The organism is Streptomyces sp. SUK 48 (assembly GCF_009650765.1).
Taxonomy (GTDB): domain Bacteria; phylum Actinomycetota; class Actinomycetes; order Streptomycetales; family Streptomycetaceae; genus Streptomyces.
Window position 1 is genome coordinate 8,279,855 of record NZ_CP045740.1, and the last position, 21,171, is coordinate 8,301,025.

General features: G+C 67.9%; 19 protein-coding genes and 2 pseudogenes. 8 read left to right on the top strand and 13 right to left on the bottom strand.

Annotation, left to right across the window (positions count from 1 at the left end; all coding sequences use genetic code 11):
- Positions 1–76 precede the first annotated feature (76 nt).
- The 10 genes from GHR20_RS36380 to GHR20_RS36430 form a co-directional block, all read right to left on the bottom strand.
- Complete coding sequence (locus tag GHR20_RS36380) at positions 77–520, bottom strand: NUDIX domain-containing protein (RefSeq protein ID WP_153815713.1); 444 nt, start codon at positions 518–520, stop codon at positions 77–79.
- Complete coding sequence (locus GHR20_RS36385) at positions 517–1,173, bottom strand: dTMP kinase (RefSeq protein WP_153815714.1); 657 nt, start codon at positions 1,171–1,173, stop codon at positions 517–519. The genes GHR20_RS36380 and GHR20_RS36385 overlap by 4 nt, the downstream gene beginning before the upstream one ends.
- Entirely contained in the window at positions 1,170–2,708 is a 1,539-nt protein-coding gene (locus tag GHR20_RS36390) for a radical SAM protein (protein WP_153815715.1), read from the bottom strand. The genes GHR20_RS36385 and GHR20_RS36390 overlap by 4 nt, the downstream gene beginning before the upstream one ends.
- A 12-nt stretch (positions 2,709–2,720) precedes the next feature.
- The gene (locus GHR20_RS36395; protein WP_153815716.1) at positions 2,721–3,524 is read right to left on the bottom strand and encodes a hypothetical protein; all 804 of its coding nucleotides are present in this window, start codon (positions 3,522–3,524) and stop codon (positions 2,721–2,723) included.
- 341 nt (positions 3,525–3,865) lie between these two features.
- Entirely contained in the window at positions 3,866–5,155 is a 1,290-nt protein-coding gene (locus tag GHR20_RS36400) for a DUF6302 family protein (RefSeq protein ID WP_153815717.1), read from the bottom strand.
- Positions 5,152–6,015, bottom strand: coding sequence for an endonuclease/exonuclease/phosphatase family protein (locus tag GHR20_RS36405; protein WP_243878258.1), 864 nt, complete (start codon positions 6,013–6,015; stop codon positions 5,152–5,154). The genes GHR20_RS36400 and GHR20_RS36405 overlap by 4 nt, the downstream gene beginning before the upstream one ends.
- A gap of 383 nt (positions 6,016–6,398) precedes the next feature.
- Positions 6,399–7,049: a hypothetical protein gene (locus GHR20_RS36410; protein ID WP_153815718.1), complete on the bottom strand. Its 651-nt coding sequence runs from the start codon at positions 7,047–7,049 to the stop codon at positions 6,399–6,401.
- Between the two features lie 110 nt (positions 7,050–7,159).
- Positions 7,160–7,693 (bottom strand): hypothetical protein, encoded by a 534-nt coding sequence (locus GHR20_RS36415; RefSeq protein ID WP_243878259.1) that lies wholly within the window; start codon positions 7,691–7,693, stop codon positions 7,160–7,162.
- Positions 7,690–8,490, bottom strand: coding sequence for an ATP-binding protein (locus GHR20_RS37995; protein WP_243878260.1), 801 nt, complete (start codon positions 8,488–8,490; stop codon positions 7,690–7,692). Before GHR20_RS37995 ends, GHR20_RS36415 begins: the two co-directional genes overlap by 4 nt.
- Before the next feature lie 86 nt (positions 8,491–8,576).
- A complete protein-coding gene (locus GHR20_RS36430) occupies positions 8,577–8,774 on the bottom strand; it encodes a hypothetical protein (RefSeq protein ID WP_153815719.1) in 198 nt (65 codons plus the stop codon).
- A gap of 261 nt (positions 8,775–9,035) precedes the next feature.
- On the opposite strand from GHR20_RS36430, the gene GHR20_RS36435 reads away from it, so the two are divergent.
- Positions 9,036–10,361 carry a DNA-binding protein gene (locus tag GHR20_RS36435; RefSeq protein WP_153815720.1) on the top strand — a complete coding sequence of 442 codons (1,326 nt, stop codon included), beginning with the start codon at positions 9,036–9,038 and terminating at the stop codon, positions 10,359–10,361.
- Here the strand turns inward: GHR20_RS36435 and GHR20_RS36440 are convergent, their stop codons facing one another.
- A complete protein-coding gene (locus GHR20_RS36440; RefSeq protein ID WP_153815721.1) occupies positions 10,362–11,375 on the bottom strand; it encodes an NAD-dependent epimerase/dehydratase family protein in 1,014 nt (337 codons plus the stop codon).
- 420 nt (positions 11,376–11,795) lie between these two features.
- Between GHR20_RS36440 and GHR20_RS36445 the strand changes: the two genes are divergently transcribed.
- From GHR20_RS36445 to GHR20_RS37020, 4 genes are all read left to right on the top strand, one after another.
- Complete coding sequence (locus GHR20_RS36445) at positions 11,796–12,173, top strand: hypothetical protein (RefSeq protein WP_243878261.1); 378 nt, start codon at positions 11,796–11,798, stop codon at positions 12,171–12,173.
- Positions 12,167–13,030 carry an ATP/GTP-binding protein gene (locus GHR20_RS38000; RefSeq protein WP_243878262.1) on the top strand — a complete coding sequence of 288 codons (864 nt, stop codon included), beginning with the start codon at positions 12,167–12,169 and terminating at the stop codon, positions 13,028–13,030. Before GHR20_RS36445 ends, GHR20_RS38000 begins: the two co-directional genes overlap by 7 nt.
- Positions 13,031–13,135: 105 nt before the next feature.
- The gene (locus GHR20_RS36455; RefSeq protein WP_153815722.1) at positions 13,136–14,338 is read left to right on the top strand and encodes an IS3 family transposase; all 1,203 of its coding nucleotides are present in this window, start codon (positions 13,136–13,138) and stop codon (positions 14,336–14,338) included.
- 91 nt (positions 14,339–14,429) lie between these two features.
- Positions 14,430–14,735, top strand: coding sequence for a DEAD/DEAH box helicase family protein (locus GHR20_RS37020; RefSeq protein ID WP_194859174.1), 306 nt, complete (start codon positions 14,430–14,432; stop codon positions 14,733–14,735).
- A 78-nt stretch (positions 14,736–14,813) separates the two neighbouring features.
- On the opposite strand, the gene GHR20_RS36465 is transcribed toward GHR20_RS37020, so the two are convergent.
- Positions 14,814–16,015, bottom strand: a protein-coding gene (locus GHR20_RS36465) for an IS3 family transposase (RefSeq protein WP_153815724.1) whose coding sequence is annotated in 2 segments (ribosomal slippage) — positions 14,814–15,724 and positions 15,724–16,015 — 1,203 coding nt in all. Because the reading frame shifts where the segments join, the coding sequence is not laid out codon by codon here.
- Between the two features lie 286 nt (positions 16,016–16,301).
- Here GHR20_RS36465 and GHR20_RS36470 point away from each other — a divergent pair.
- From GHR20_RS36470 to GHR20_RS38005, 3 genes and pseudogenes are all read left to right on the top strand, one after another.
- Entirely contained in the window at positions 16,302–18,431 is a 2,130-nt protein-coding gene (locus GHR20_RS36470) for an AAA family ATPase (RefSeq protein ID WP_153815725.1), read from the top strand.
- Positions 18,418–19,905: a UvrD-helicase domain-containing protein gene (locus tag GHR20_RS36475; protein WP_194859087.1), complete on the top strand. Its 1,488-nt coding sequence runs from the start codon at positions 18,418–18,420 to the stop codon at positions 19,903–19,905. Before GHR20_RS36470 ends, GHR20_RS36475 begins: the two co-directional genes overlap by 14 nt.
- 139 nt (positions 19,906–20,044) lie before the next feature.
- Positions 20,045–20,188 (top strand): annotated as a pseudogene (locus GHR20_RS38005) (aldo/keto reductase); the annotation flags it as partial.
- Here the strand turns inward: GHR20_RS38005 and GHR20_RS36480 are convergent.
- Positions 20,163–21,022 (bottom strand): annotated as a pseudogene (locus tag GHR20_RS36480) (hypothetical protein). The pseudogenes GHR20_RS38005 and GHR20_RS36480 overlap by 26 nt on opposite strands.
- Positions 21,023–21,171: the final 149 nt, after the last annotated feature.

Consider the following 21,171-nt stretch of genomic DNA (forward strand, 5'->3'; position numbering starts at 1 on the left):
CATGCCGGTGGCAGCGTTCGTCCCGTTCGGGGCTGGGCGCCGCGGTTGTCGGATCTGGTGGGGGTGTCTGGCCTGGCTACTGCCAGCCGTGCAGCGTCAGGGTGCTGGTCTGGGTGAGGCAGCCACGCAGGCCGGCGGCGGGGTACTCGATGATGTCGTCGGGAAGGTCATGGTCGGCGAACCACTGAAGCGCGAGGCACTTCTCGGGTTCCTTGTTGACGGGTGTTCCGTCCCAGTGGATGGCCTCGAAGAAGAATCCGATCCGTTCGGTGCCGTCTTCCTGACGGTGGTGGACGATGTGCCGGAGTTTCAGGAGGCCGGGGTCGGTCTGGACGCCGGTTTCCTCGAACAGCTCGCGGGCGGCCCCGGTGGTGAGGGGTTCGCCTTGGTCGAGTTTGCCGGAGGGCAGGTGCCATCGGCCGTGACCGTAGGGGCCGCCGCGCTGGGAGAGGAGGATCTTGTCGCCGTCGCGCAGGAGGACGTGGGTGTCGATGGTGGGCTGTGCCGGCTGTGCTCTCATGATTCCTGGGGGGTCGGTGTGGCTGGGGCATTTGACGGTAGCGGGAGGGCGGCGATCTCGTCGGCGATCCGGCGCGCGACCTCCCACGGGGTGATCTCGGTGGTGTCGATCATCAGCACCGCGGACCCGCGGGCTTCGAGGAGATCCGCGGCGGCCGGGTACAGCTCGAACTCGCGGCCAGGCGCAGTGGGGTCGGCCCTAAAGCGGTGGGTGATGCCGGCGCGGGCGATGCGGTCGGCGATCGTGCCGGGCGAAGCGGTGAGGATGACCGCCAAGTCGGGTTGCGGGGCGTAGCCGTTGAGCATCAGCAGGAAGTCCAGCGGCACGCCGTCGAGTCGCTGGAGGACGAGCGTCGATGCCATGTACCGGTCCGATATGAGCAGTTCACCGCGGGCGAGGGCGGGGGCGATGGTGGTCTCGATGTGCCGGTAGCGGGCGGCCGCGACCAGACAGGCCAGGGCGAGGCCGTGGAGCTGGCCGCCGTGCGAGCGGGTGAAGTCGCCGAGGAAGTCCCCCCGGGGCGGCTCGTCCGTCCACTGGGCGGAGACACCGCGCTCGGCCAGGACCGCGCGCAGTTCCCTGATCGCGGTGGATTTGCCCACCCCGCTGGGGCCGTCGATCGAGATGAAGAAGCCCCTGCGGTCCCCGCTCACGCCGCTGCTCCGATGCCGGACTGGTTCCGTGTGTGCTGTTCCCGGGTGAGCATCGCGAGCGTGGAACGGAGCCGGGGGAGGGGCACGTCGCTGAACTGGATGCCGACGCTGAAGTTGAACTCGTCGCGCTGGCGCATGGATTCGTCTGCACCGTCGCGGGTGAGGTCGACGTCGGCGTAGGCGAGCAGGTCGTCCGGGCTGTAGCCGCCCTTTTCGGTGAGGGTTCTCCACACGGGTGTGCCGGGATAGGGGCGGAACTCGAAGACGCTGGCGCGGATGTCGCCGGCGTACCGGTCGGAGATGGCCCATAGATTACGGATGTGCTGGATGGTTGCGTCGAGGTCTGCTTGGGTCTCGCCGGGGAAGCCGAGGATGAAGTAGCCCTTCACGCCGATGCCGTGGGAGACCAGGCGGCAAGCGACACGCTCGGTCATCTCGGCAGTGATCCTCTTGTCCATTGCGGCCAGGATGCGGTCGCTGCCGGATTCGATGCCGAGGGCTACCTCCCGCAGCCCATTGGCGACGAGACGCTCCAGATCGACGTTGGTGAGCCGGTCGAGGACGTTGATGCGTCCGGTGGCGTCCCATACGTACCGGTCGCCGATCTTGTGCCGGGTGAAGGCGTCCATCTGCTCATTGATGACCCGGCCCACGCCGAGGAAGAGATCGTCGACAAAGCGAAACGCGCTCACGCCGTACTCGTCGTGCAGCTGGTCGAGTTCGCCAATGATGTCCTCGGGGGAGCGCACGCGGATCGCCACGTCCGGGTTGGCGGAAACGGCGGCGCCGCAGAACGAACAGTTGTAGGGGCAGCCCCGGCTGCCGACGATGTTGGCCTCCCAATGCCCCTGCACGCCGATTCCCCTGAGCCACGGCCGCTCACCGGCCAGACGAAGGTCCGTTGCCGTCGGCGCCGCCCGGTAGGGGTCCTGGGGCATAAAAGCCCTGTTGACGTATGGCAGGCTGTCAATGTCGGGGCCCAGCAGCGCTGCGCTGGTCTTGGGATCGGCGATCCCGGCGGCCCGGGTGCCGAGCAGGGGATCGCGCCACAGGACACCGGGGAGCGTGCGCCGGTTGTGCTCGTCCTCTAGGAGGGCGGCGACGCGGAGTTCCCCTTCTCCGAGGACGAGGGCGCGTAGGTGGCGCATGCGGGGGTCGGCGAGGACCCGGTCCGGCATCGCCTTGGCGTGGTGGCCCCCGACCATCAGCGCAATGCCGGGATCGAGCAGCGCGGCGATCTTCGCTGACATCTCGTAGGTGGGTGCGAGGAGGTTCATGGCGGCCCAGCGGGGCGCGGCCTCATTGACGATCCGGGCGGTCGCCTCGATACCCAGACCATGAGCCTCGGCGTCGAGGACGCCAACGTTGAAGCCCTGCTGCCGGGCGTACGTGGCGATGTAGGCCATGCCCAGCACGGGGAGCGTGTAGTCGTTGGTCCGCGGCCGCAGGCGGTAGTCACGCAGCGGTGCGTTGATGAACAGGGCATCCAGGGTGTGACGGTCGTCGGCGCCCGCGATCAGCGGTGACTGTTGCATGGGTCCTCCATGTCATCGGGCGTGCGCACCCCAGGTGAGGGTGGCGAGGGTGAGGGTGTGCAAAGCGGTGCGGTCGGTCCCGGCCCAGCCGGTCCACAGCGGACCGAACGCCTTGTCCTTTTTGCCGGGCCAGGCGTAAGCGGGGGCGATCTTGGAGGCCCACGTGCGCACGGCCAGATCGTCGTGCGGGTAGATGCTGAAGTCCCCGGTGTAATCGCAGGCGGCGGCCGCAGCGGTCCAGGGGCCGATGCGGGGGATCCGGATGAGGTCGAGGGCCAGGGCGCTGGGGCGCTGTCCCTTCCAGGCGGTGTGGTGCTGCTGGTAGTGCGTCGCGGCCGCCAGCAGGGCGGTGCGGTGGAACTTCACCCCGGCGTCGTGGAACTGCTCGTCGGTCAGGGCGAGTACGACGGCCGGCGTGGGTGCGACAGCGAGCGCGCCGTGCGGGCCTTCCACGGTGGTGCCGTAGATGCTGCACCAGGTGCGGTACAGCTTGCGGGCCTGATCGGCGCGGACGACCTGTCGCAGGATCGCCGTGGTGATCGCGTCCCACAGCCAGGGGTTGGCCAGGCGCCGCGTGACGCCGAGCCGGGCGAGCCCGTCGCGAAGGGCGCCCGGGGCGGCGGGCGGGAGGTTCGCGGGGTCGGTGCTGACGACCTCGGGCTTGACGTCCTCGGTGCCCTCCACACACGCCATGTGCAGGCCGTCCCCGTCGTGGGACACGATCCAGATACCGGAGGCGGTACGGACCGCGCGCGCATATGTACCGTCCTCGTAGACCTGCCAGGCGGGGTGGTCGATCGTCAGGACATCGCTCATCGGGTGCTCCTCGCGGTGTGCGGTTGTGCTTGCCGTAGCCTCTCGCGCCCCAGCGGTACGACGCGCCGAAACCCCGGATGAGGGGTTGCCGGCCGACGATGTCTCGCTGAATCCGGCAGGCGCGCATGCTCCGGTATCCGGCGAGCATGCACGGCCGGGACCACTGTGGTGCGTTGCCCGGGAGAGCGGCGGCCGACCGGCTGCCCGGCGGGGCATCAGCTCGTCGCCTAAGACCTTTGCGGCGCGGGCGGCGCACGACGGGGTGACCGTGCGCGGCACCGTCACGGCGTGATGCACCGGCGGGCCGGTGCACCGGGTTTGGGCCAGCTGGTTTTTAGTCGTCAGGCATGCTCGGCTCCCGGTTTGAATGCGAGTGCGGCGAGGGCGCCCGCGTCGTGGAACTCGCGCGTGGCGTGCGGGTGTTCGGGGTGCCAGTGGTGTGTCGGTACGAGCCCGGGTTTCTCCAGGGGCCAGGGCCCGAACAGTGTGCTGATGGTGTGGGCGTTGCGGGGTGTGTAGGCGAGCCCGGCTGCGCGGAACGGGTTGACGAACCGCGACATCGCGTTGTCCTCGCCGAAGTCGGTGGGGTGGGTGATGGACAGGGCGCTGCCCGGCGCCAGCCGTTCCCGCAGCACGGCCATGGCCTGCGTCACGGTCTCGTCGCTGTCGATCCATGGCAGCACGTCATGCAGCAGGACGGCGACGGGGCGGCTGAGGTCGAGGAGGTACTGGATCCTGCCCGAGGTGAGGAGCTGCCGCATGTACCGGATGTCGGCGCTCACCCACTGGGGTCGGCGTGGGTCGTCCTCGAGTCGGTGGCGGACCTTTCCGAAGATGAACGTGTCGTGGTCGACGTAGACGGTGCGCGCGGCGGGCCCTCGGTACTGGGCTACCAGTTCGTGGAGCGCTGTGTAGGAGGGGGCGTCGTCCATCGGCAGGGCGTCGCTCAGGGGGTGGCCGCATCCCAGGTCGAGGTACTGGTCGATGCCCCGGGCGGCGAGTGTTTCCACGATGGCCGGCTGATGGGCGCGGTTGATGGCTGCGGCGGTCTTGAGGGTCTGCCTGTCGTGTTCGGTGAGCGATGCGATCAGGCGCTGGTCTGACAGGTAGTTGTCCCGGCCGCCGAGGAGCAGGTCGTAGACGCGGCCGCCGGCGGGTGCGGACAACTCGCGCTGCGGCAGTGGTGTGACGGGGACGCGTGCATCTCGCCAGGTCTGCTCGGTCACATACGCGTTGACACCGGCCGGGTGGTAGCCCAGCATCTGCGCCATCCGCCTGCCGTGGTCGTCCCTGATGCCGGTGTGCAGGCCCCACGCGATGTGACACGGGTCGTCGATGTCGTTGCCGTGGCTGTCGTCGCGCAGGTACGGGAAGCCCGGCTTGCCGGCCAGTGCCTGAAGGACCTGCCGGCCCTGGATCCAGCCGGCCACGCTCACCCGGCCCGCCACCCTTCGCCCGCCGACGGGTACGGCCAGGCAGGTGCCGCCGATACCGTCCTCACCCAGCCGGATCTCGACCGCCTCATCGAGCAGCTCCGGATCCGCCAGCCGTTCCGCCAGGACAGCTCGTCCGTGCGCGGCCCCGGACAAGGCGCCGTTGCCGGTCGCGCCCTGGTGTGCGTTGTTCGTCATGAGCTTGCTCCCACCATCACGTCGCACACCACCGGGAGGTGGTCCGACAACTCCCGGGCCCCGGGCGTGTCATGGATGAAGTAGTCGGACACCGCCAGGCCGGAGACCAGGGCGTAGTCCAGGCGCCAGGGCACCGGCTCGTTGGAGTACGCGTATCCGACGCTCGCCGCCTCCGGGTCGCCGAAGTCCGTCTGCGGGTCCCGCCAGCCGCTTTTGAGCAGTACCTGGACGGCGCGCCGGTCCGCGCGGCCGAAGGCCCCGTCGCTTTTGACGAACCGGTACCGCGACTGCAGGTTCGCCGGGACGAGCGACCAGTCGGGCGGTTCCCGGTCTGGTGTGTTGAGATCACCCAGGAGCAGCGCGCCCCGCGGCGCGCCCGGGAAGGGGCCGCCGTAGTCGGTGAGCATGCGGGCCTCGTTGAGCCGCGCATCTCCCGAGGACCAGCTGAAGTGCGTGGCGAAGGCCGTGAAGTCGCTGCCGGGGTCGTCGCCGGCCGCGACCGGGCGCAGCCAGGCGCGGATCAGTGCGTGGTGGAAGACGCCCTCGCCCACGATCCAGTGGTCCATCACCCGGATGCTGGAGGGTCGGATCAGCAGGGTGGTGCCGTTGGGCGGGCCCGGGGCCCTGCGCACGCGTGAGGGCGCCATGGCGACGGGCACCATTGCCAGTTCGTCCGCCAGCCGGCGCAGGTGCCGGTTGGTCCACCCCGTGCACTCCTGGAGGCTCAGGATGTTCGGGCCCAGGCGGGCGAGCATCTGTGTCTGCGCGCGAAGACGGGTGCCGTCGTCGCCGTTCAGGCCGCCGAGCAGCAGGTTGTAGGTGACGGCACGCAAGGAGACGTGTGTTGTCGAAGCGGTCAACTGTTCCTCCACAGAGCTTGATCAGGACTGACCGTGGTGTTCGTCTGCTGGGGGAGACGGGGCACCACGGAGATCGTGGGCAGGGGCGCGGTCAGAGCCGGAGCACGGCCGGCTACGAGGCCGGCCCCACAGCGGTGGACCGGGCAGCGGCCGGGGGCGTCGGCCGGCACAGCCGGGGCCAGGCCGGTGACCCGCGGCCTCGCGGTCGAGCCGCGTGGCGCCCGGGCCCAGGCCCGGCTCGAGCTGGCGCTCGCCCGTCGGCCGACTGACCGCCACGGCTCAACCCTGTTCTCGGGTCCGCATACCGGCGACCACTGGCCCGGAGCGGCCTCAACCCGGCCTGGCGTGCGCCAGCCGTCGTGGGCCGCGGACAGGGCTGTGGATCATCCGCCTGCTGTTCTTGCTCGCGGTCGGGGACGGCTCAGGACCGTCGAGGGGGTGGCGCCGGTGAGCGAGACGATGGTGATGCGGTGCAGTTCACGTACGGCATGGCGAGCGACGACGAACGGCAGGTCGGGGGAGTCGTAAAGAACGACCGTCCCTGGTTCGGGAACGCCCACTTCGCCAGGGCGGGGGTGGAGCGTGCCGCGCACACCGATCAGCTCGGCCTCCCGCACGCGGAGCATCACGTGAGAGGTGCGTAGTTCGGGGCAAAGACGCGGCGACGTCTGCGCGCAGGCCTCGCACACGGGCGGGATCACCGTTTGCACGCCTTCCCAGCTCGCCGTCACGCAGTCGAGGAGGGGCAGGAGCCACAGCATGCCCCGCTCGTCGCGGGCCGCAGGCCGGTTGCAGGCCGCGCAGCGGAAGTTCTCCATCGTCTCGCGCTGGCGCCCGGTGTGGAGGTCGGCGTAGTCGGGCCGGCCAGTCGCCGTACCACCACGCAACTCCCACAGCACGCCGTCCACGTCACGCCCCAGGGCATCGTGCACACGGTCGGCGTAGGTCACCCCGGATGCGGTGACCACCACCTGGGCGGGTAACCGCATCTCGCCCGTCCACGGCGTCACATACGGCGCTACCGGCTCTTTCACAGTGCTACCTCGATGATCAGTGCTTGGAATGTGCAAGTCAGCTCCAGAAGAAGGAGCCTGGTACCGCGCCCGCCGGTGCCCTGTGCCATGCGCCGGCGAGCACGGGAGCCTCAGACAGCGATGCCCAGGCGCGCCGCGAGAGCGGCGTGCGGCCCCGGCCCCGGCCCAAACCGTGCGAGGGCATCACGAAGCGGCCCCACAGGCACGAGCCGGCCGCTCGCCGACGGCCTCAGCCAGTAGGGCCCCGGCGGAACCCGCCGGCTCAGGGGCGGCAGCGTGATCGTGTGCGGTGCACCCAGACACACGGCATGGCCGTGCCACGCCCACCGAGCGCAGGATCCAGGTGGGACCAGCCAGTACAACCAGCCGTTCACGGGGTCTTCGATCACGGGGCCGCACCCGCCCTGGACCTCATCCATCACGGCCACGGCAGACCACGCCCGAACACCGGAGCCGGTGATGACGACGTCGAACAGGTTCCCCCCGAGCCGCACACGGGCGGCGCTTTGGGCCTCGACCGCAAGGAAGGCCCGGACCGCTACCGCGAGATCCGCCATGCCGACGGCAGGCTCCCGGGCCGCGCCAGCAGCCCCGTCCAGGGCCTGCACCATCTCCGCCTGGGTGCAGATGGCCGCGGCCGTCACAGGTCCACCTGCCCGGGACGCAGGGCGGCACGGACGGTCTTGCCGGCGAAGTCCGCCCTGACGAACCAGGTGAGCGCCACCCCCTGACGGACGACGCCCCAGATGCCGCGCGCGAGTTCGCCGGTGACGGCCTTGTCGAACGCGGGGAACGCGGGGTCCGGGTCCCGCACGTCGATCAGCAGCTCATGGGATTCGGTGACGCTGAGACAGGCGCCGAAATACTGCCCCGGCACCCCGGGGGCGAGGACGTGCTGCACCACGTTGTCGACCAGGACGCGCAGGACCTCGACCGCGAGATGCTGATCCCCGGGCCAGCCCAGCACGGTAAGTAGAGATCGTCCCTGGATGCGGGCTGACGTGGCAGCGCTCGAATCCGCGGGGAGAGTGATGGGGATCTCGCGCAGCACCGGCGCGGTCACCGCAGCACGTTCCATGTCCGGGGGGCCTTCGGGCAGGGGGAGGGTGCACCACGTCGTCGTGCCGTCGAGGCTGACGCCCCACGCAGAGGCCAGTGCGTCGACGAGGAAGAGACCGCGGCCACCCTCGTCGGCGGGACCGGCGTGGCACACCTCGGGGCGGCCGGATGAGCTGTTGCTCACCTCGATCACGCACAGTCCGTCCTTGAGGCAGACACAGACGCTGATGTGGGGTCCGCTGCTGTAACGCAGGGCGTTGGTCGACAGCTCCGTGAGAAGAAGTTCCGCGCTCTCCACCAGCTCCCCGTGGCCCCAGTAGGCGAGACCTTCCCGGACGAGACGGCGGAGCCGCTGCGGCCAGACCGCATCCGCCTCAGACACCTGATCAGAACCGGGATCCGGCCGCCGCTCGATCACCACCTCAAGGACAGTCCGAACGCCTCCCGATTGAACAAGCGCACGAAATGTCATACCGAGACCTCCGGACGGCCGAGGGACGAGCGGCGGAGACGCACAAGACGAATCCGTTCGTTCGCCGCCATGCTCAGCCGCACGTCTACGCCCCACCACGAGCCGTTGAGGCAGCTCTCATGCCGTGGCCACTCGACGACGGGAATGCTGTCGAATAAGCCCTTGATGTTCTGGGCGAGATTCGTCCCGCTCATCTCAGCCCCTCCCTCGGTCAGTCTGTGCTCGGTCGCGCACTCTCGGTGAAGTGGCGATCATCGTTCACCCGTCGCACGTGGCCTTGCCATGTCCTGTCGCATGGCCTCTGACGCACTTTCGGGTGGTACTTCAGGCCTCGGGGTAGCTTCGAAGTGGCTTCTGTCTAGAAAGCGTTGCCGCGGCGGAAGGTATTGCGTTCTCCTTCGATTGAAGGGATCGACCGCAAGCCGTTAGCACGGTCCGCAGACCCTGGGGGCGGAATGAAGAACGAACCGAGAACACTCCTGGCGATGTTGTGCGATCGGGACAACCTCACCTACCGCCGGTTCGACGAGAGGTTCACCCGAACCGGGACTCGACTCTTCGACCACAGTCCCAACACCCCGACCTGCGGAGAGACTCAGTTCCGACGCTGGACCGGCGGCAAGCTCCTGGGGTTACCCGGGCCCGAGACATGCCAGATCCTTGAGGCCATGTGGCCCGGATACACAGCGGAGCAACTGTTCGGGCCGCCGCCTGCGGACGATCCCAAGGCACCCGCGTTCGACCTGGAAGAGCGAGTTCAGATGACCGCACGTGAAGCCCACGACGGCGCCGATGCGACCGCCGCGGCGTCCATCTCCGACAACACCATCGACGAGCTGCGCGACCAGGTGGTGAGCCTTGCTCGGCGGTATCACAACCTGTCGGCGGCGACCGCGTACGAAACGGCCGACCAGCTCCGCCGAGAGATCGAGCGCCAGAGGGACCGGACGCAGGTCCCGATCCAGCAACAGACCTTGATGATTCTCAATGGGCAGACGGCTGCGCTCCTCGCGGTAGCTGCGTTCGACCTGGGGTACCTCCCGAGCGCCCGGACACTGGCGCGGACCGCCGCCGTCTACGGCGAGAGCACGCGGTTCACGCCTCTACAGGCCTATGCAGACGGCACCTTGGCGTACATCGCCTACCACTCAGGCGAACCGAACGAGGCGCTGACGAAGGCCCAGCGCGCGCTGTCCCTCGCAGGTCTCGGCAACGTCGCACAGCGACGCCTCCACGCCATTGCTGCCCGCGCCTATGCTCACTTGGGTGATGTCGCCTCGGCGCGGCGTGCCATGCAGACCTCGGAAGAGGCCGGCCCGGACCGACGGGACGACCTGCACGACGCGGTAGGCGGCGAGTTCGGATTCCCGGGCGAGCGACTCGCCATGTCCAACAGCACGTCCGCGCTGCTCATGGGAGACGCGGAACAGGCTGAAGCGGAGGCCAGCCGCGCCTTGGCCCTCCTCGGTGAACGAGCGCAGGAGGAACAGTCCATTGACGTGCGGGCGGGAGCGGCGGCAGATCTCGCGCACGCCCGGCTGCTCTCCGACAACGTCGACGGAGCAGCCGACGCCCTCGCGTCTGTCTGGGAAGTACCGCCCGACCAGCGCAGCACGGGCATCGTAATGAGGGCGGCCCGCATCGGCAGGCACCTTGCGCGGCCGCACTTCCACGGGGCACAGCTACCCAAGGAGCTGCGCGAGCAGATCGAGGAGTTTACCCGCGTCTCCCCGCCCTACCGCCTCGGTCCGTCAGTGGCTCTCCTGGCGATCGACTCCTGATCACAGAGAGGCGAGGATCCGCGCCTCCTTCTCCGCGGCGATCCCGTGTTCCGCCCATCGCGGGTGGTCCACGGGCCGCCCGTCCTGCGCCCACCATTGCCACGTGTCCCGGATCGTGTCGGCGATCGGCCGGCAGCGCAGCCCCGCCTCCACTGCTCGCTCAGCGCTGACAGCCCATACCCCGGCATGGGTCCGCCATAGCGGCAACTCGGTCCACTGCTTCACGTCGTGCCTGGCCAGGACTGTCGGGTCCACCCAGACCGGCACACTCTCGCCGCCGGTGACCTGCAAGCACTCGGCGAGGAAATCGCGGAATGAAATGCCCTCGGGGTGCGTCACGTTGAAACCGCCCCGGCCCGAACCCGCCGCCAGATGAACGGCGAAAAGGGCAACATCCCGGACATCTACCGGCTGGATCCGCTGCTCGCCAGGCGCTGGGGCGACGATTCGACCGCCTCGCTTCGCTCGCTCAAGCCACCAGGGCAGTCGACCGACGTATTCACCCGGCCCCAAGATAACGCCAGGCCGTAGAAACACCCCTTCGTCCCCGAAGACTTCCGCGACCGCGCGCTCACCGCCAGCCTTCTGAAATCCATACTTCGTGGGGCTGCCGCACTCTCCCGTGTGACCGAACGACTCGTCGGCATCGGCTGGGCACTGCAGGAGCGGGGAGTCTTCTGTCAGAGGCTCGTGGGGCCAGCCGTCGTAGACAGAGACGGTGGAGATGTGCACCCAGCGTCGCACGCGGTTTTGCAGAGTGGTGGTGGCCAACAGGACGTCACGGGGAGCCAGTTCGGAGCTGGATGTGTCGATGACTGCGTCCCACGGGCCCTGTTGGGCGAGCTTCTGCAGGTCTTCCCGGACCGTACGGTCACCGTGAACGGGCACAATGCCGGGCACATCGCGCCCTGACCGACCGCGGTTGAAGGTGGTGACGTCCCAGCCTCTCAAGAGTGCGCTCTCCGTGATGGCCTTGCCCAGGAACCACGTTCCGCCGATGACGAGAATCCTCATGCCCTGATCCTGCCCTGCTCGGGGCACCAGCGACAGCGCCACTTCGCGGATCTCCGGCCTGCCTGGCCGTGCATCACTCGCTGGCACCCGCTGCGCAGCATTCTGAAATGTTGTATCCGCCTACGTACGGAGCGTTACGATTGTGATTGTTTATTTGCTGACGTATGGGGGCGAATGGTGATGGCACGACGCGAGCATGTGGCGTCCAGTGTGGCAGGCGGCGGGCGGGGTGTAGGGGTGCTGTGCGGGGTTGTGATGCTCGTTTGGGGGCTCGCTGGATGTGGAGGGAGCGGCACAGATGCCAAGGCCTCGGCCGCGGCTTCGGCGACCTCGCAGGAACGTGCTTCCTCGTCCGCCGACTCGGCGTCAGCCGAACCGCAGGTGGGGGAGAGGGCAGCTGTGCTAGCCGTGTACAACCACATGACGACAGAGCAGGCCAAGGCATACAGCCAGGCGTCGGCCAAGAGAACGGCACTGGAGAAGTACGCCACCCTCGACGCCCTGTCGAAGATCGACCTGGACCTGTATCGGATGAAGGAGGCCGGGACGGTCGTGCGTGGCAAGGTCGGACATGACGCGAAGGTCACCGACCTCGACATGACTGCCAAGACGCCGAAAGCATCGCTGGCGGACTGCATTGACCTCTCCGAGTACCAGACCTATGACACGAGGGCGAAGAAGGTGCTCCCGCTCCCGAGGAACCAGCCGCTGCGCTACGTCGCCACAGCGACGGCGGAACGCTGGAAGGGCCGTTGGATGGTGACAGACATCAACACTCAAGGGGGCGGCACATGTTGAGACGTGCTGCGGCGATCGCGCTGCTGCCCACGAGCGTGCTCGCGACTGTCGCACACGGGGAAAGTTCCGGCGGGATCTGCAACGGCACGTCGATGTACGTGAAGGTGTGCGCCACGGCCAGCGACAACGTGCCCGGCACGGGGAGCTCGGACGACAGGAAGGGCTCAGCTAGCGCTTCGAGTGCCGCCGGTTCCGGCACACCGAAGTGCACCTACGAGAAGGTCATCCCGCAACCTCCGCCGGAAAACCTCGCCATGCAAGACGGCAAACGCCACGGCGGCAAAGGCGCGGTCTACCGCGTGTGGTGCCCGGACACCGGTCGTTTCGGCGTGGTCTGGATTCCGGACAGCACTGTGCCGCGCGCGCCCGCGATCGATCCGGAGACTGTCGCCCGCCGCGCGGTGGATGCCATGAAGCTGATGGGCCCCAAGGTGTCCAGTCCCCGCGAGGGCGGTAAGTATGTGGTCGGTATGCCCATGTGGATGTGGGTGGATCAGACGCCGACCACGTATGGGCCCAACCGTGCCACCGCGTCGGCGGGCGGGGTGACTGTTACGGCAACTGCGGAGGTTTCTTCCATCAGTTGGGAGATGGGCGACGGCACCGCGGCGGTGGTGTGTAAGGGGCCCGGCGCCAAGTACACCCCGTCAATGGGAATGGCTCAGTCACCGGACTGTGGCCACGTCTATGGCAGGGCCTCCGTCGCTGAGGCAGGTGGTAAGTTCGACGGCACTGCCACGGCTACCTGGACCGTCGATTGGCAGGTGGCCGGTGATCGAGCAGATACCGGATCGTTCACCGAGGTGCGGCGGAGCCGGTTCACGGCGGAAGTGGGCGAGGTGCAGGTTCTCAACTGACTACCTGACGTTCAAAGCGTGGTGTCGTCGTTCAAGACCGGGCCTTGGCCCCTGACCCTGGACACACGAGACACTGGATCCTGAGGATCTGAGAGCGGACATCTCGTGGTCATGAAGAACTATCCGCCGCAGTTCAAGGCGGACGCGGTCGCGCTGTACCAGTCGCGGCCCGAGGCGACGATCCGGCAAGTCGCTGCCGATCTGGGAATCAACCCCGAGACCTTGCGGAACTGGGTCCGGGCAGCCGGCGCGAGCCGGCCGCGGGGACGCCGGGCGGAGATGCCGGCCGAGCCACCGACACCGCTGGAGGCGGAGAACGCCGCTTTGCGTAAGAAGGTCCGCGAGCTGGAGGAGGAACGCGAGATCCTGGCGCAAGGCGGCGAAGTATTTCGCCGGGGAGACGCGCTGGTGAACCGCTTCCAGTTCGTTGCCGACCACCAGCGCCGCTACGGCGTGAAGCGGCTGTGCACCATTCTCGACATCACCCGCTCCAGCTTCTACTACTGGCGTCGGACGGCCGCGGACCGGGCCGCCCGGCAGGCGGCCGACGATCGCCTCGCCGCCCGGATACGCGCCGTGCACCGCGAGTCCGACGGCACCTACGGCGTCCCCAGGATCACCGCCGAACTCCGCGACGACGGCGAGCGGATCAACCACAAGCGGATCGCGCGGGTGATGCGCAGCATCGGCCTGGCAGGTGTGCGGCTGCGTCGCAGGCACCGCACCACTGTTGCGGACCCGGCCGCGGCGAAGGCCCCGGACCTCGTCGGACGCGACTTCACGGCGAGTGAGCCGAACACGAAGTACGTCGGTGACATCACCTATCTCCCGCTGGACGGCGGAAAGTTCCTCTATTTGGCCACCGTCATCGACCTCGCCTCACGCCGCCTTACCGGCTGGGCGATCGCGGACCACGTGCGCACCGACCTCGTCACCGACGCCCTGGCCGCCGCCGAACGCACCCGCGGCAGCCTCGCCGGGGCGGTCATGCACACCGACCACGGCGCCCAATACACCAGCCGGGCCTTTGCCGACGCCTGCCGCCAGGCCGGCGTCCGCCAGTCCATGAGCGCGATCGGCTCCAGCGCGGACAACGCGCTTGCCGAGTCCTTCAACGCGACGTTCAAACGCGAGACGCTTCAGGGCCGCAAGACCTGGTCCAGCGAGTGTGATGCCCGTCTCGACGCGTTCCGCTGGCTCAACCGCTACAACACCCGACGCCGTCACTCCCGCCTCGGACAACGCAGCCCGATCGCCTACGAGGCAGCGTCCGAAACAACATCAACTACCCTGGCGCAAGCCGCATAGCCCGTGTCCAGGATTCGGGGTCAAGGCCCCCCCACCGCCGGCACTGCCCAAGCTCCGTCGGGCCCTGCTCTGGCGCCCTATCACGGCCCGCATGGTCAAACGGCCAGCAGACCTGGCCAACATCGTCGCCGACCAGGACGACGGTCAGCCCATCACGGTCTTCGTGACCTATGCGTCTCTGCCAGGACTGCAGCAAGCCCACTGCAGCGGCCAGTTGCCAGCCTGGGATCTCATCGTCGTGGACGAGGCCCACCGTACGTGCATGAGCACCCAAGAGGGCTGGGGAGCCATCCACGACGACCGTGCCATTCCCGCCCGGCTGCGTCTCTACATGACCGCCACGCCCCGCGTCTTCACCGCTGGGCTGTGGGACGGTGTCGTCGCCCAGTTTTTGTGAGTTGTTGCTGTGGCTGTGAGCTGGGGTTTCTCAGTTTTTCTGAGTGATGGGGCCTTGGCCCGGAATCTTGGACACGGGCTATGCGGCTGGGGCCAGGGTAGTTGATGTTGTGTCGAGTGCTGTCTCGTAGGCGATGGGACTGCGTTGTCCGAGGCTGGAGTGGCGGCGTCGGGTGTTGTAGCGGTGCAGCCAGCGGAACAGGTCGAGGCGGGCTTCCCGCTCGTCGGCCCAGGCACTGCGGCCCTTGAGCGTCTCCCGCTTGCAGGTCGCGTTGAAGGACTCGGCGAGCGCGTTGTCCGCCGAGCTGCCGACTGCGCTCATGCTCTGGATCACGCCCGCCTGGCGGCAGGCATCGGCGAACGCCCGGCTCGTGTACTGGGCGCCGTGGTCGGTGTGCAGGACGGCGCCGGCAAGGCCGCCACGGCACCGTTCGGCGGCGGCCAGGGCAGCGGTGACCAGTTCAGCGCGCATATGGTCAGCGATCGCCCAGCCGGCCAGGCGCCGGGAGGCGAGGTCGATGACCGTGGCCAGATACAGGAACTTCCCGCCGGTCAGCGGGAGATAGGTGATGTCGCCGACGTACTTCGTGTTCACCCCCACCGCGGTGAAGTCGCGGCCGATGAGGTCGGCTGCCTTCGCGGCGGCCGGGTCCGCGATGGTGGTGCGGTGCTTCCTGCGCAGCCGCAGCCCGGCCAGGCCGACCTGGCGCATGATGCGGGCGACCCTCTTGTGGTTGACCAACTCGCCCGTCTCACGCAGTTCGGCGGTGATCCTGGGGACGCCGTAGGTGCCGTCCGCGTCCTGGTGAACCTTGCGTATCCGGGCAGCGAGCCTGGCATCGGCCGCCTGGCGGACCGCCCGGCCAGCTGCGGTCCTGCGCCAGTAGTAGAAGCTCGAGCGGGCGATGCCGAGGATGGTACACAGCCGCTTCACGCCGAAGCGGCGCTGGTGGTCGGCGACGAACTGGAAGCGGTTCACCAGCGCGTCTCCCCGGCGAAATACTTCGCCGCCTTCCGCAGGATCTCGCGCTCTTCCTCCAGTTCGCGGACCTTCTTGCGCAGGGCCGCGTTCTCCGCCTCCAGCGGCGTGGGCGGCTCCGCGGGCGCCTCCGCCCGGCGGCCCCGGGGCCGGTTCGCTCCGGCCGCCCGTACACAGTTGCGCAGCGTCTCCGGGTTGACTCCCAGATCCGCGGCGACAGACCTGATCGTCGCTCCGGGACGCGACTGGTAGAGCGCGACCGCGTCCGCCTTGAACTCCGGCGGGTAGTGCTTCATGACCACGAGATGTCCGTTCTCAGATCCTCAAGATCTAGTGTCTCGTGTGTCCAAGATCAGGGGGCAAGGCCCATGTTCGTGGTGCTTGGGGGTGCCCGGAGTGTGGGGCTGGGCGGGGTGGTGTCTTTCTGACCTGTGTGTACGTGGCTGTGCGCAGGTTGATCGGGCGTCATGCAGTTGGAGTGAGCTGCTATTTGATGGGCGGGTCGTGTTTTGGGGTGCAGGGTGTCCGTGCCCGCAGTGATGATGGAAGCTGTTGTGCCGTCAGGGTTGTTAGGGGGGTCCGTTGTATTTGAGCCGCGTCAAGGTCTCTGGGCTGAGAGCGAGTGCTGAGGGGGAGGTCGAGTGCCGGCTGCCGGGACGCTTCAGCGTTCTGATCGGGGCGAACGGAGCTGGCAAGACCACGATCACCGACTCCCTGTATCTGGCGCATACCAGCCGCTTCCCGCTGCTGCCCAGGCAGAGTGCTGCCGTTCTCGGCACAGGTGATGGCTTGGGCGTCGAGGTGCAGTACAGCCTGGAGCACGCCGCGGATGCCGAAGGACCTCTGGGACAGCAGATCCAGGCCTCTGTGCACCGATCCGCCGGCGACGTCGCGCAGCAATGGTTCAGCGGATTCCAACGCAACTTGGGCACGGTCCGCGCTCAGGTCGACCGGTACCGAATACAGCAACCGGGACTGGGGACGGACCCGTTCAAGTTCATTTACCTGCCGGCCTGGCGCCACCCTCTGGATGAGCTGGCTCGCCGCGAGACCCGGATCCTCATAGAGCTGCTGCGCGCCCAGCAGGAACGCCTCGATGGCAGCCGCAGCCTGGTACCGCTGCGGGTGAAGGCCTCCCGGCTTCTGGAGAACCTCGCCAAGGACGGGCTCATAGAAGCCGTTGAGGAACGCATCAGTACCCATCTCGCCTCTCTCACTTCGGGCGTGCAGCGCCAGTGGTCTTACGTGCGGGGACAGGTGATAGACGACTCCTACCTCGCGCGTGTCCTGGAACTGATGCTGGCTGTCGTCGAAGGTCGTACCTCGGCCCGTCCGCTGGAGGTCTCGGGCTTGGGCTACGTCAACCTGCTCCACATGGCCGTCACGCTGGCCGCGATACCCGACTCCGCCGCACGCGCCACAGCCGCAGGAGAGGCGTCTGAGACCAGCGACGAACCCGGGGAACTGACGCAAGCGGACGAGGAGCAGTTGGCGAGGGAGCGCCGCGTGCAGGCTGGGGCGGAAGCCGAATCCGAGGCGGACTCCTTCTTTCCCCGCACTCCGTTCCACGCCACCGTGGTCATCGAGGAGCCCGAAGCCCACCTCCACCCCCAGCTGCAGCACGCCCTCGTGCGCTACCTGCGCAAGACCGTGCGCGAGCGTCCGGAATTGCAGATCGTGCTCTCCAGCCACGCCACCGACATCATCACTTCCTGCGACCCCGAACAACTGGTGGTGCTGCGGCGCACTCCGGACGGCCAGCGCGTCTGCCGACCGATCGCCACGATCCCGATGACCGAGCGGGACAAGACGCTTCGCATGGCGCGCCTGCACATGGACGCCAGCCGCTCGGCCGCACTGTTCGCCGAGCGGCTCGTCGTGGTCGAAGGCGTGACCGAAGCCGCCATCCTCCGCGACTTCGGCCGAGCTTGGGCCGGGCCGGACGAGGCGAAGCGTGCCTTCGTCGAGGCACTCAGCATCATGTACGTCGGGACCAAAGTCGGGCCGTGGACTTCGCGGCTCCTGGCGACGAAGGGTGCGGAGATCTGCACCCGGCTGGCCGTGTTGCGCGACAGCGACAAGCCCTTCGACGAACAGCCCACCCCGCCCACCTGGCTGGCCGACCACGATCCGGCCGTGGTGCAGGCATTCATCAGCCACCCGACACTGGAGCCGTCCATCACCCAGGGCAACGAGCAGCTCATCGAGTCCGCGCTGAACGACATCGGCGCAGTACTCATCGAGCCGATCACCCCGCAGTCGGTGCACAACCTGTTCAAGAGCGCCCGTAAGGGCAAGAAGGGCGATCCAGACGTGCCGGCGGGCCCGCACGCCAAGGACAAGGCGGCCTTCGCCGACGCACTGGCTTTTCTGCTGGCCGATGCAGTCGAACGCGGCGAACCCGTCCAGGTCCCCGACCATCTCAAGAACCTGTTCGACTTCCTCTTTCCACATCCCGCGGAACCCCAGGACGGAGACGGCGCCGAAGGGGGAGAAACAGAGGAGGAAGACGTCCCGCCTGCCTTGCCGCCGACCATCTTTGATCTGTCCCCGGTCGATTCGGGCAGCCCTGCTGCCTCGCCGGTACCCATGTCCGCTGGAGCTTGGCCCACTGCCCCGGCGCAGCCTGCCGATACCGACCCGTGGGCAGCAGGTTCCTGGGGATCTGAACCGTGGGTGGCGGGCCCATGGGGGGACGCGGACCGTGACCCGAGCTGACACCGCCAGCGCTCTTACCGCTGAACAACTGATCGCGGCCGGAACACCGCGCCGCCGCCTCTACATCGAAGCGGCCCCGGGATCCGGCAAGACCACCGTGGCGGCTCAACGCTTCGGTATCCAGCGCTTCAATGGCAATGACCAGCGCGCCGTCATCGCGGTTAGTTTCACCCGCTCCGCGACCGCCGAACTCCGCGATCGCGTGCTCAGCCAATGGGGCACGAGCGCTCTCGCCTGGCCGCACCGCATCGTCACACTCGACACCATCGTGTGCGACCTGCTCACCCACCTCCTGCACACCGGACACGTGCGGTGGCCCGCAGGCCACCGCCACCTCACCGTCATCGACCACTGGCGGGTGCTGCTATCCACTCAGTGGACCGACAGAGAGCCCACTGTGGTCTTGGAAACGGACCAGGTCTCCACCCAGGTCGTCCGACAAGCCGGGAAAGCGAACAGACCCAGCGCCGCTGACGTCGGCGAGGCCCTGGCCGAGGGTTACTGCACACACCAGGATGCGCGCCACCTCCTCGAATCGGCCCTGGGTGCTCGCGGCGTTCGCGATGTCCTGCTCGCCCGTCTCGCTCAGACCGCACGGGCGCTGATTGTCGACGAGATCTTCGACGCCAACGCCCTGGACTTGTCCTTGGTCCGCCTCGCCGCTGACGCAGGTCTGGAGGTCACCGTGGTTGGTGATCCGTGGCAGGCCCTGTACGGCTTCCGCGGCGCCCGCCCTGAACAGGTGCCCGGCCTGGTCAAGGATGCCCGTTTTACCCAGCGAGACTTGCACACCTCCTTCCGGTGGAGGAGTGCCCAACAAGCCCTGTTAGCAGATCAGTTGCGCGTAGGTCAGGGCGTGTCCCTTCCCGAAGGGCAGGCCGAGAACATGGACGTTCTCCTTGCCCTGCGATGGAAACCCCTGTGGGATGCCGGGCCCCATGTCCTGCCCCTCGCCTACGGATCGACCACAGGCCACATCCACGAAGCAGCCTGCACTCTCCTGCTCAGCGAAGTCACTCAGCGGATGTTCGGGGAAAACGCCACCTTCCACAGTGATGCCCTCACCACTCTCGGCATCGACCACGAGGCGGCACAGCGCTTGCGCTCTCCCCTCCAGGCCGTCATCGCTGATCTCGCGGGTACGACGGGTATCGCCGAGATCTGGACTTCCCTCAACACAGTCGTTGCCAGCGAAACCGACCGTCCACTGCCCAGACGACGCAACCACACCCACACGGCACGCCTGGAGAACCTGAGAGCCCGTCTCCACGCCTCTGCACGCCTCATCCCCGGCCTGACCGCCCACCAGGCCAAGGGACGGGAGTGGGACGCCGTCGGCGTCTGCCTCACCGCCCCGGAGCGAGAAACTCTGCGACAAGGCCTCAGCTCCGACAGCGAAGACCACCGCAAGCTCTACGTGGCCCTCACCCGGGCCAAGCGAATGACCACCGCCGTCTACGGAGACGCACCGTGACGGTCTCCTCTACAGGCAGCGACCGACGGCCTTGCCGCGGTCGCGCCTCACTGGTGCACGTGCTTTCGCTGCCAGGCACGCTCTTCGTTGTCTCGGCTGTGCCGCCACGCGGCGGGAAGAGTGCAGACCCCGAGCGGAGGTGGGCACCGATGAACCCGCCAATCTGGGCGAACTGGTCGGCGCCTTGGTAGGCGAGGTCGATGAGCGGACCGTCCAGGAGTACCGGAGTCTCCTTCGAGACCAGACCGCTCGCGCGGTCAGCCTGCCTGAAGCTCCTCGATGACCTGCTTTGCCATGCGCCGGGCGGGTTCCAGCCGAGGGTCCTCCGGGTGCGCGTACGGTCCGAGGATCTTCGAGCAGACGAACAACGTCATCAACTTGCCGTCCCGGCTCTCGAAATCGGAACGGCGCTCGTGCCGTACGCGTTCTGCCAGAGCCGGGACGGCAAGGGAACTGGCCCACAGAGAGGCCGAGTCCAGCCCCAGCGGTGTGCGTTACCCCAGTCCTCCCAGTCGAAGAGGCTGAACGCCGGAGAGGTCATGTTGGCCCAGTTCAGATCCGCATGGGCCGGCACCCACCGCTTCACAGTTGTGTCGAAGTCGTCGGGGAAGACACTGCGGATGGACTCGGTGACGAGGGCCTGGGTGACGGTGACGGTGTCCGGTGTGGCAACCCGCGTCGTGCTTTGAGCCGCCAGCGCGTTCAACGAGGCGTTCAGCGCTTCCCACCACTCGTCCGGCAGTTCCGGGGCCTCGCTCAACACGGCGGTACCGACAGGAGCGCCCGGCAGCAGCTCCGTCTCATCGGCCCGCCACATCACTGGCTCACTCGTGTCGCGCCAGACCACGCATCCCAGCCATGCGGGCTGGACGACGCCTTCCAGACGCGCGGCACATTCGGTGCCGTTCCACCCCTGATCGGTGATCTTGTCGAGCAAGCGTCGCTCGATCCGAACCCAGGTATCGCGGTCTGTCCGGGCTCCCACAGAACGGCGCTTGCGGATCAACGCATCTGATAGCAAGCGCACCTGGAGAGACCGCTCGACGTGATCAAGAACCTCATCAACCGGCTGCACCCGTAGATCAACAGTCCGACCCGTGGAGACCGAGAGCGTCATACACGCGACCGTAGCAGTGCAGCGGGAGGGAGGTATTACGGCGCGGCACCGCCACTGCGTCGGCAACTCGCAGCACCGGGACCGCCAGCCGCCGTGGAAAGCCTCGAAGGGTTGCGGCAAGGGCAGTTGCCTGGAGGATTCGACGTGCG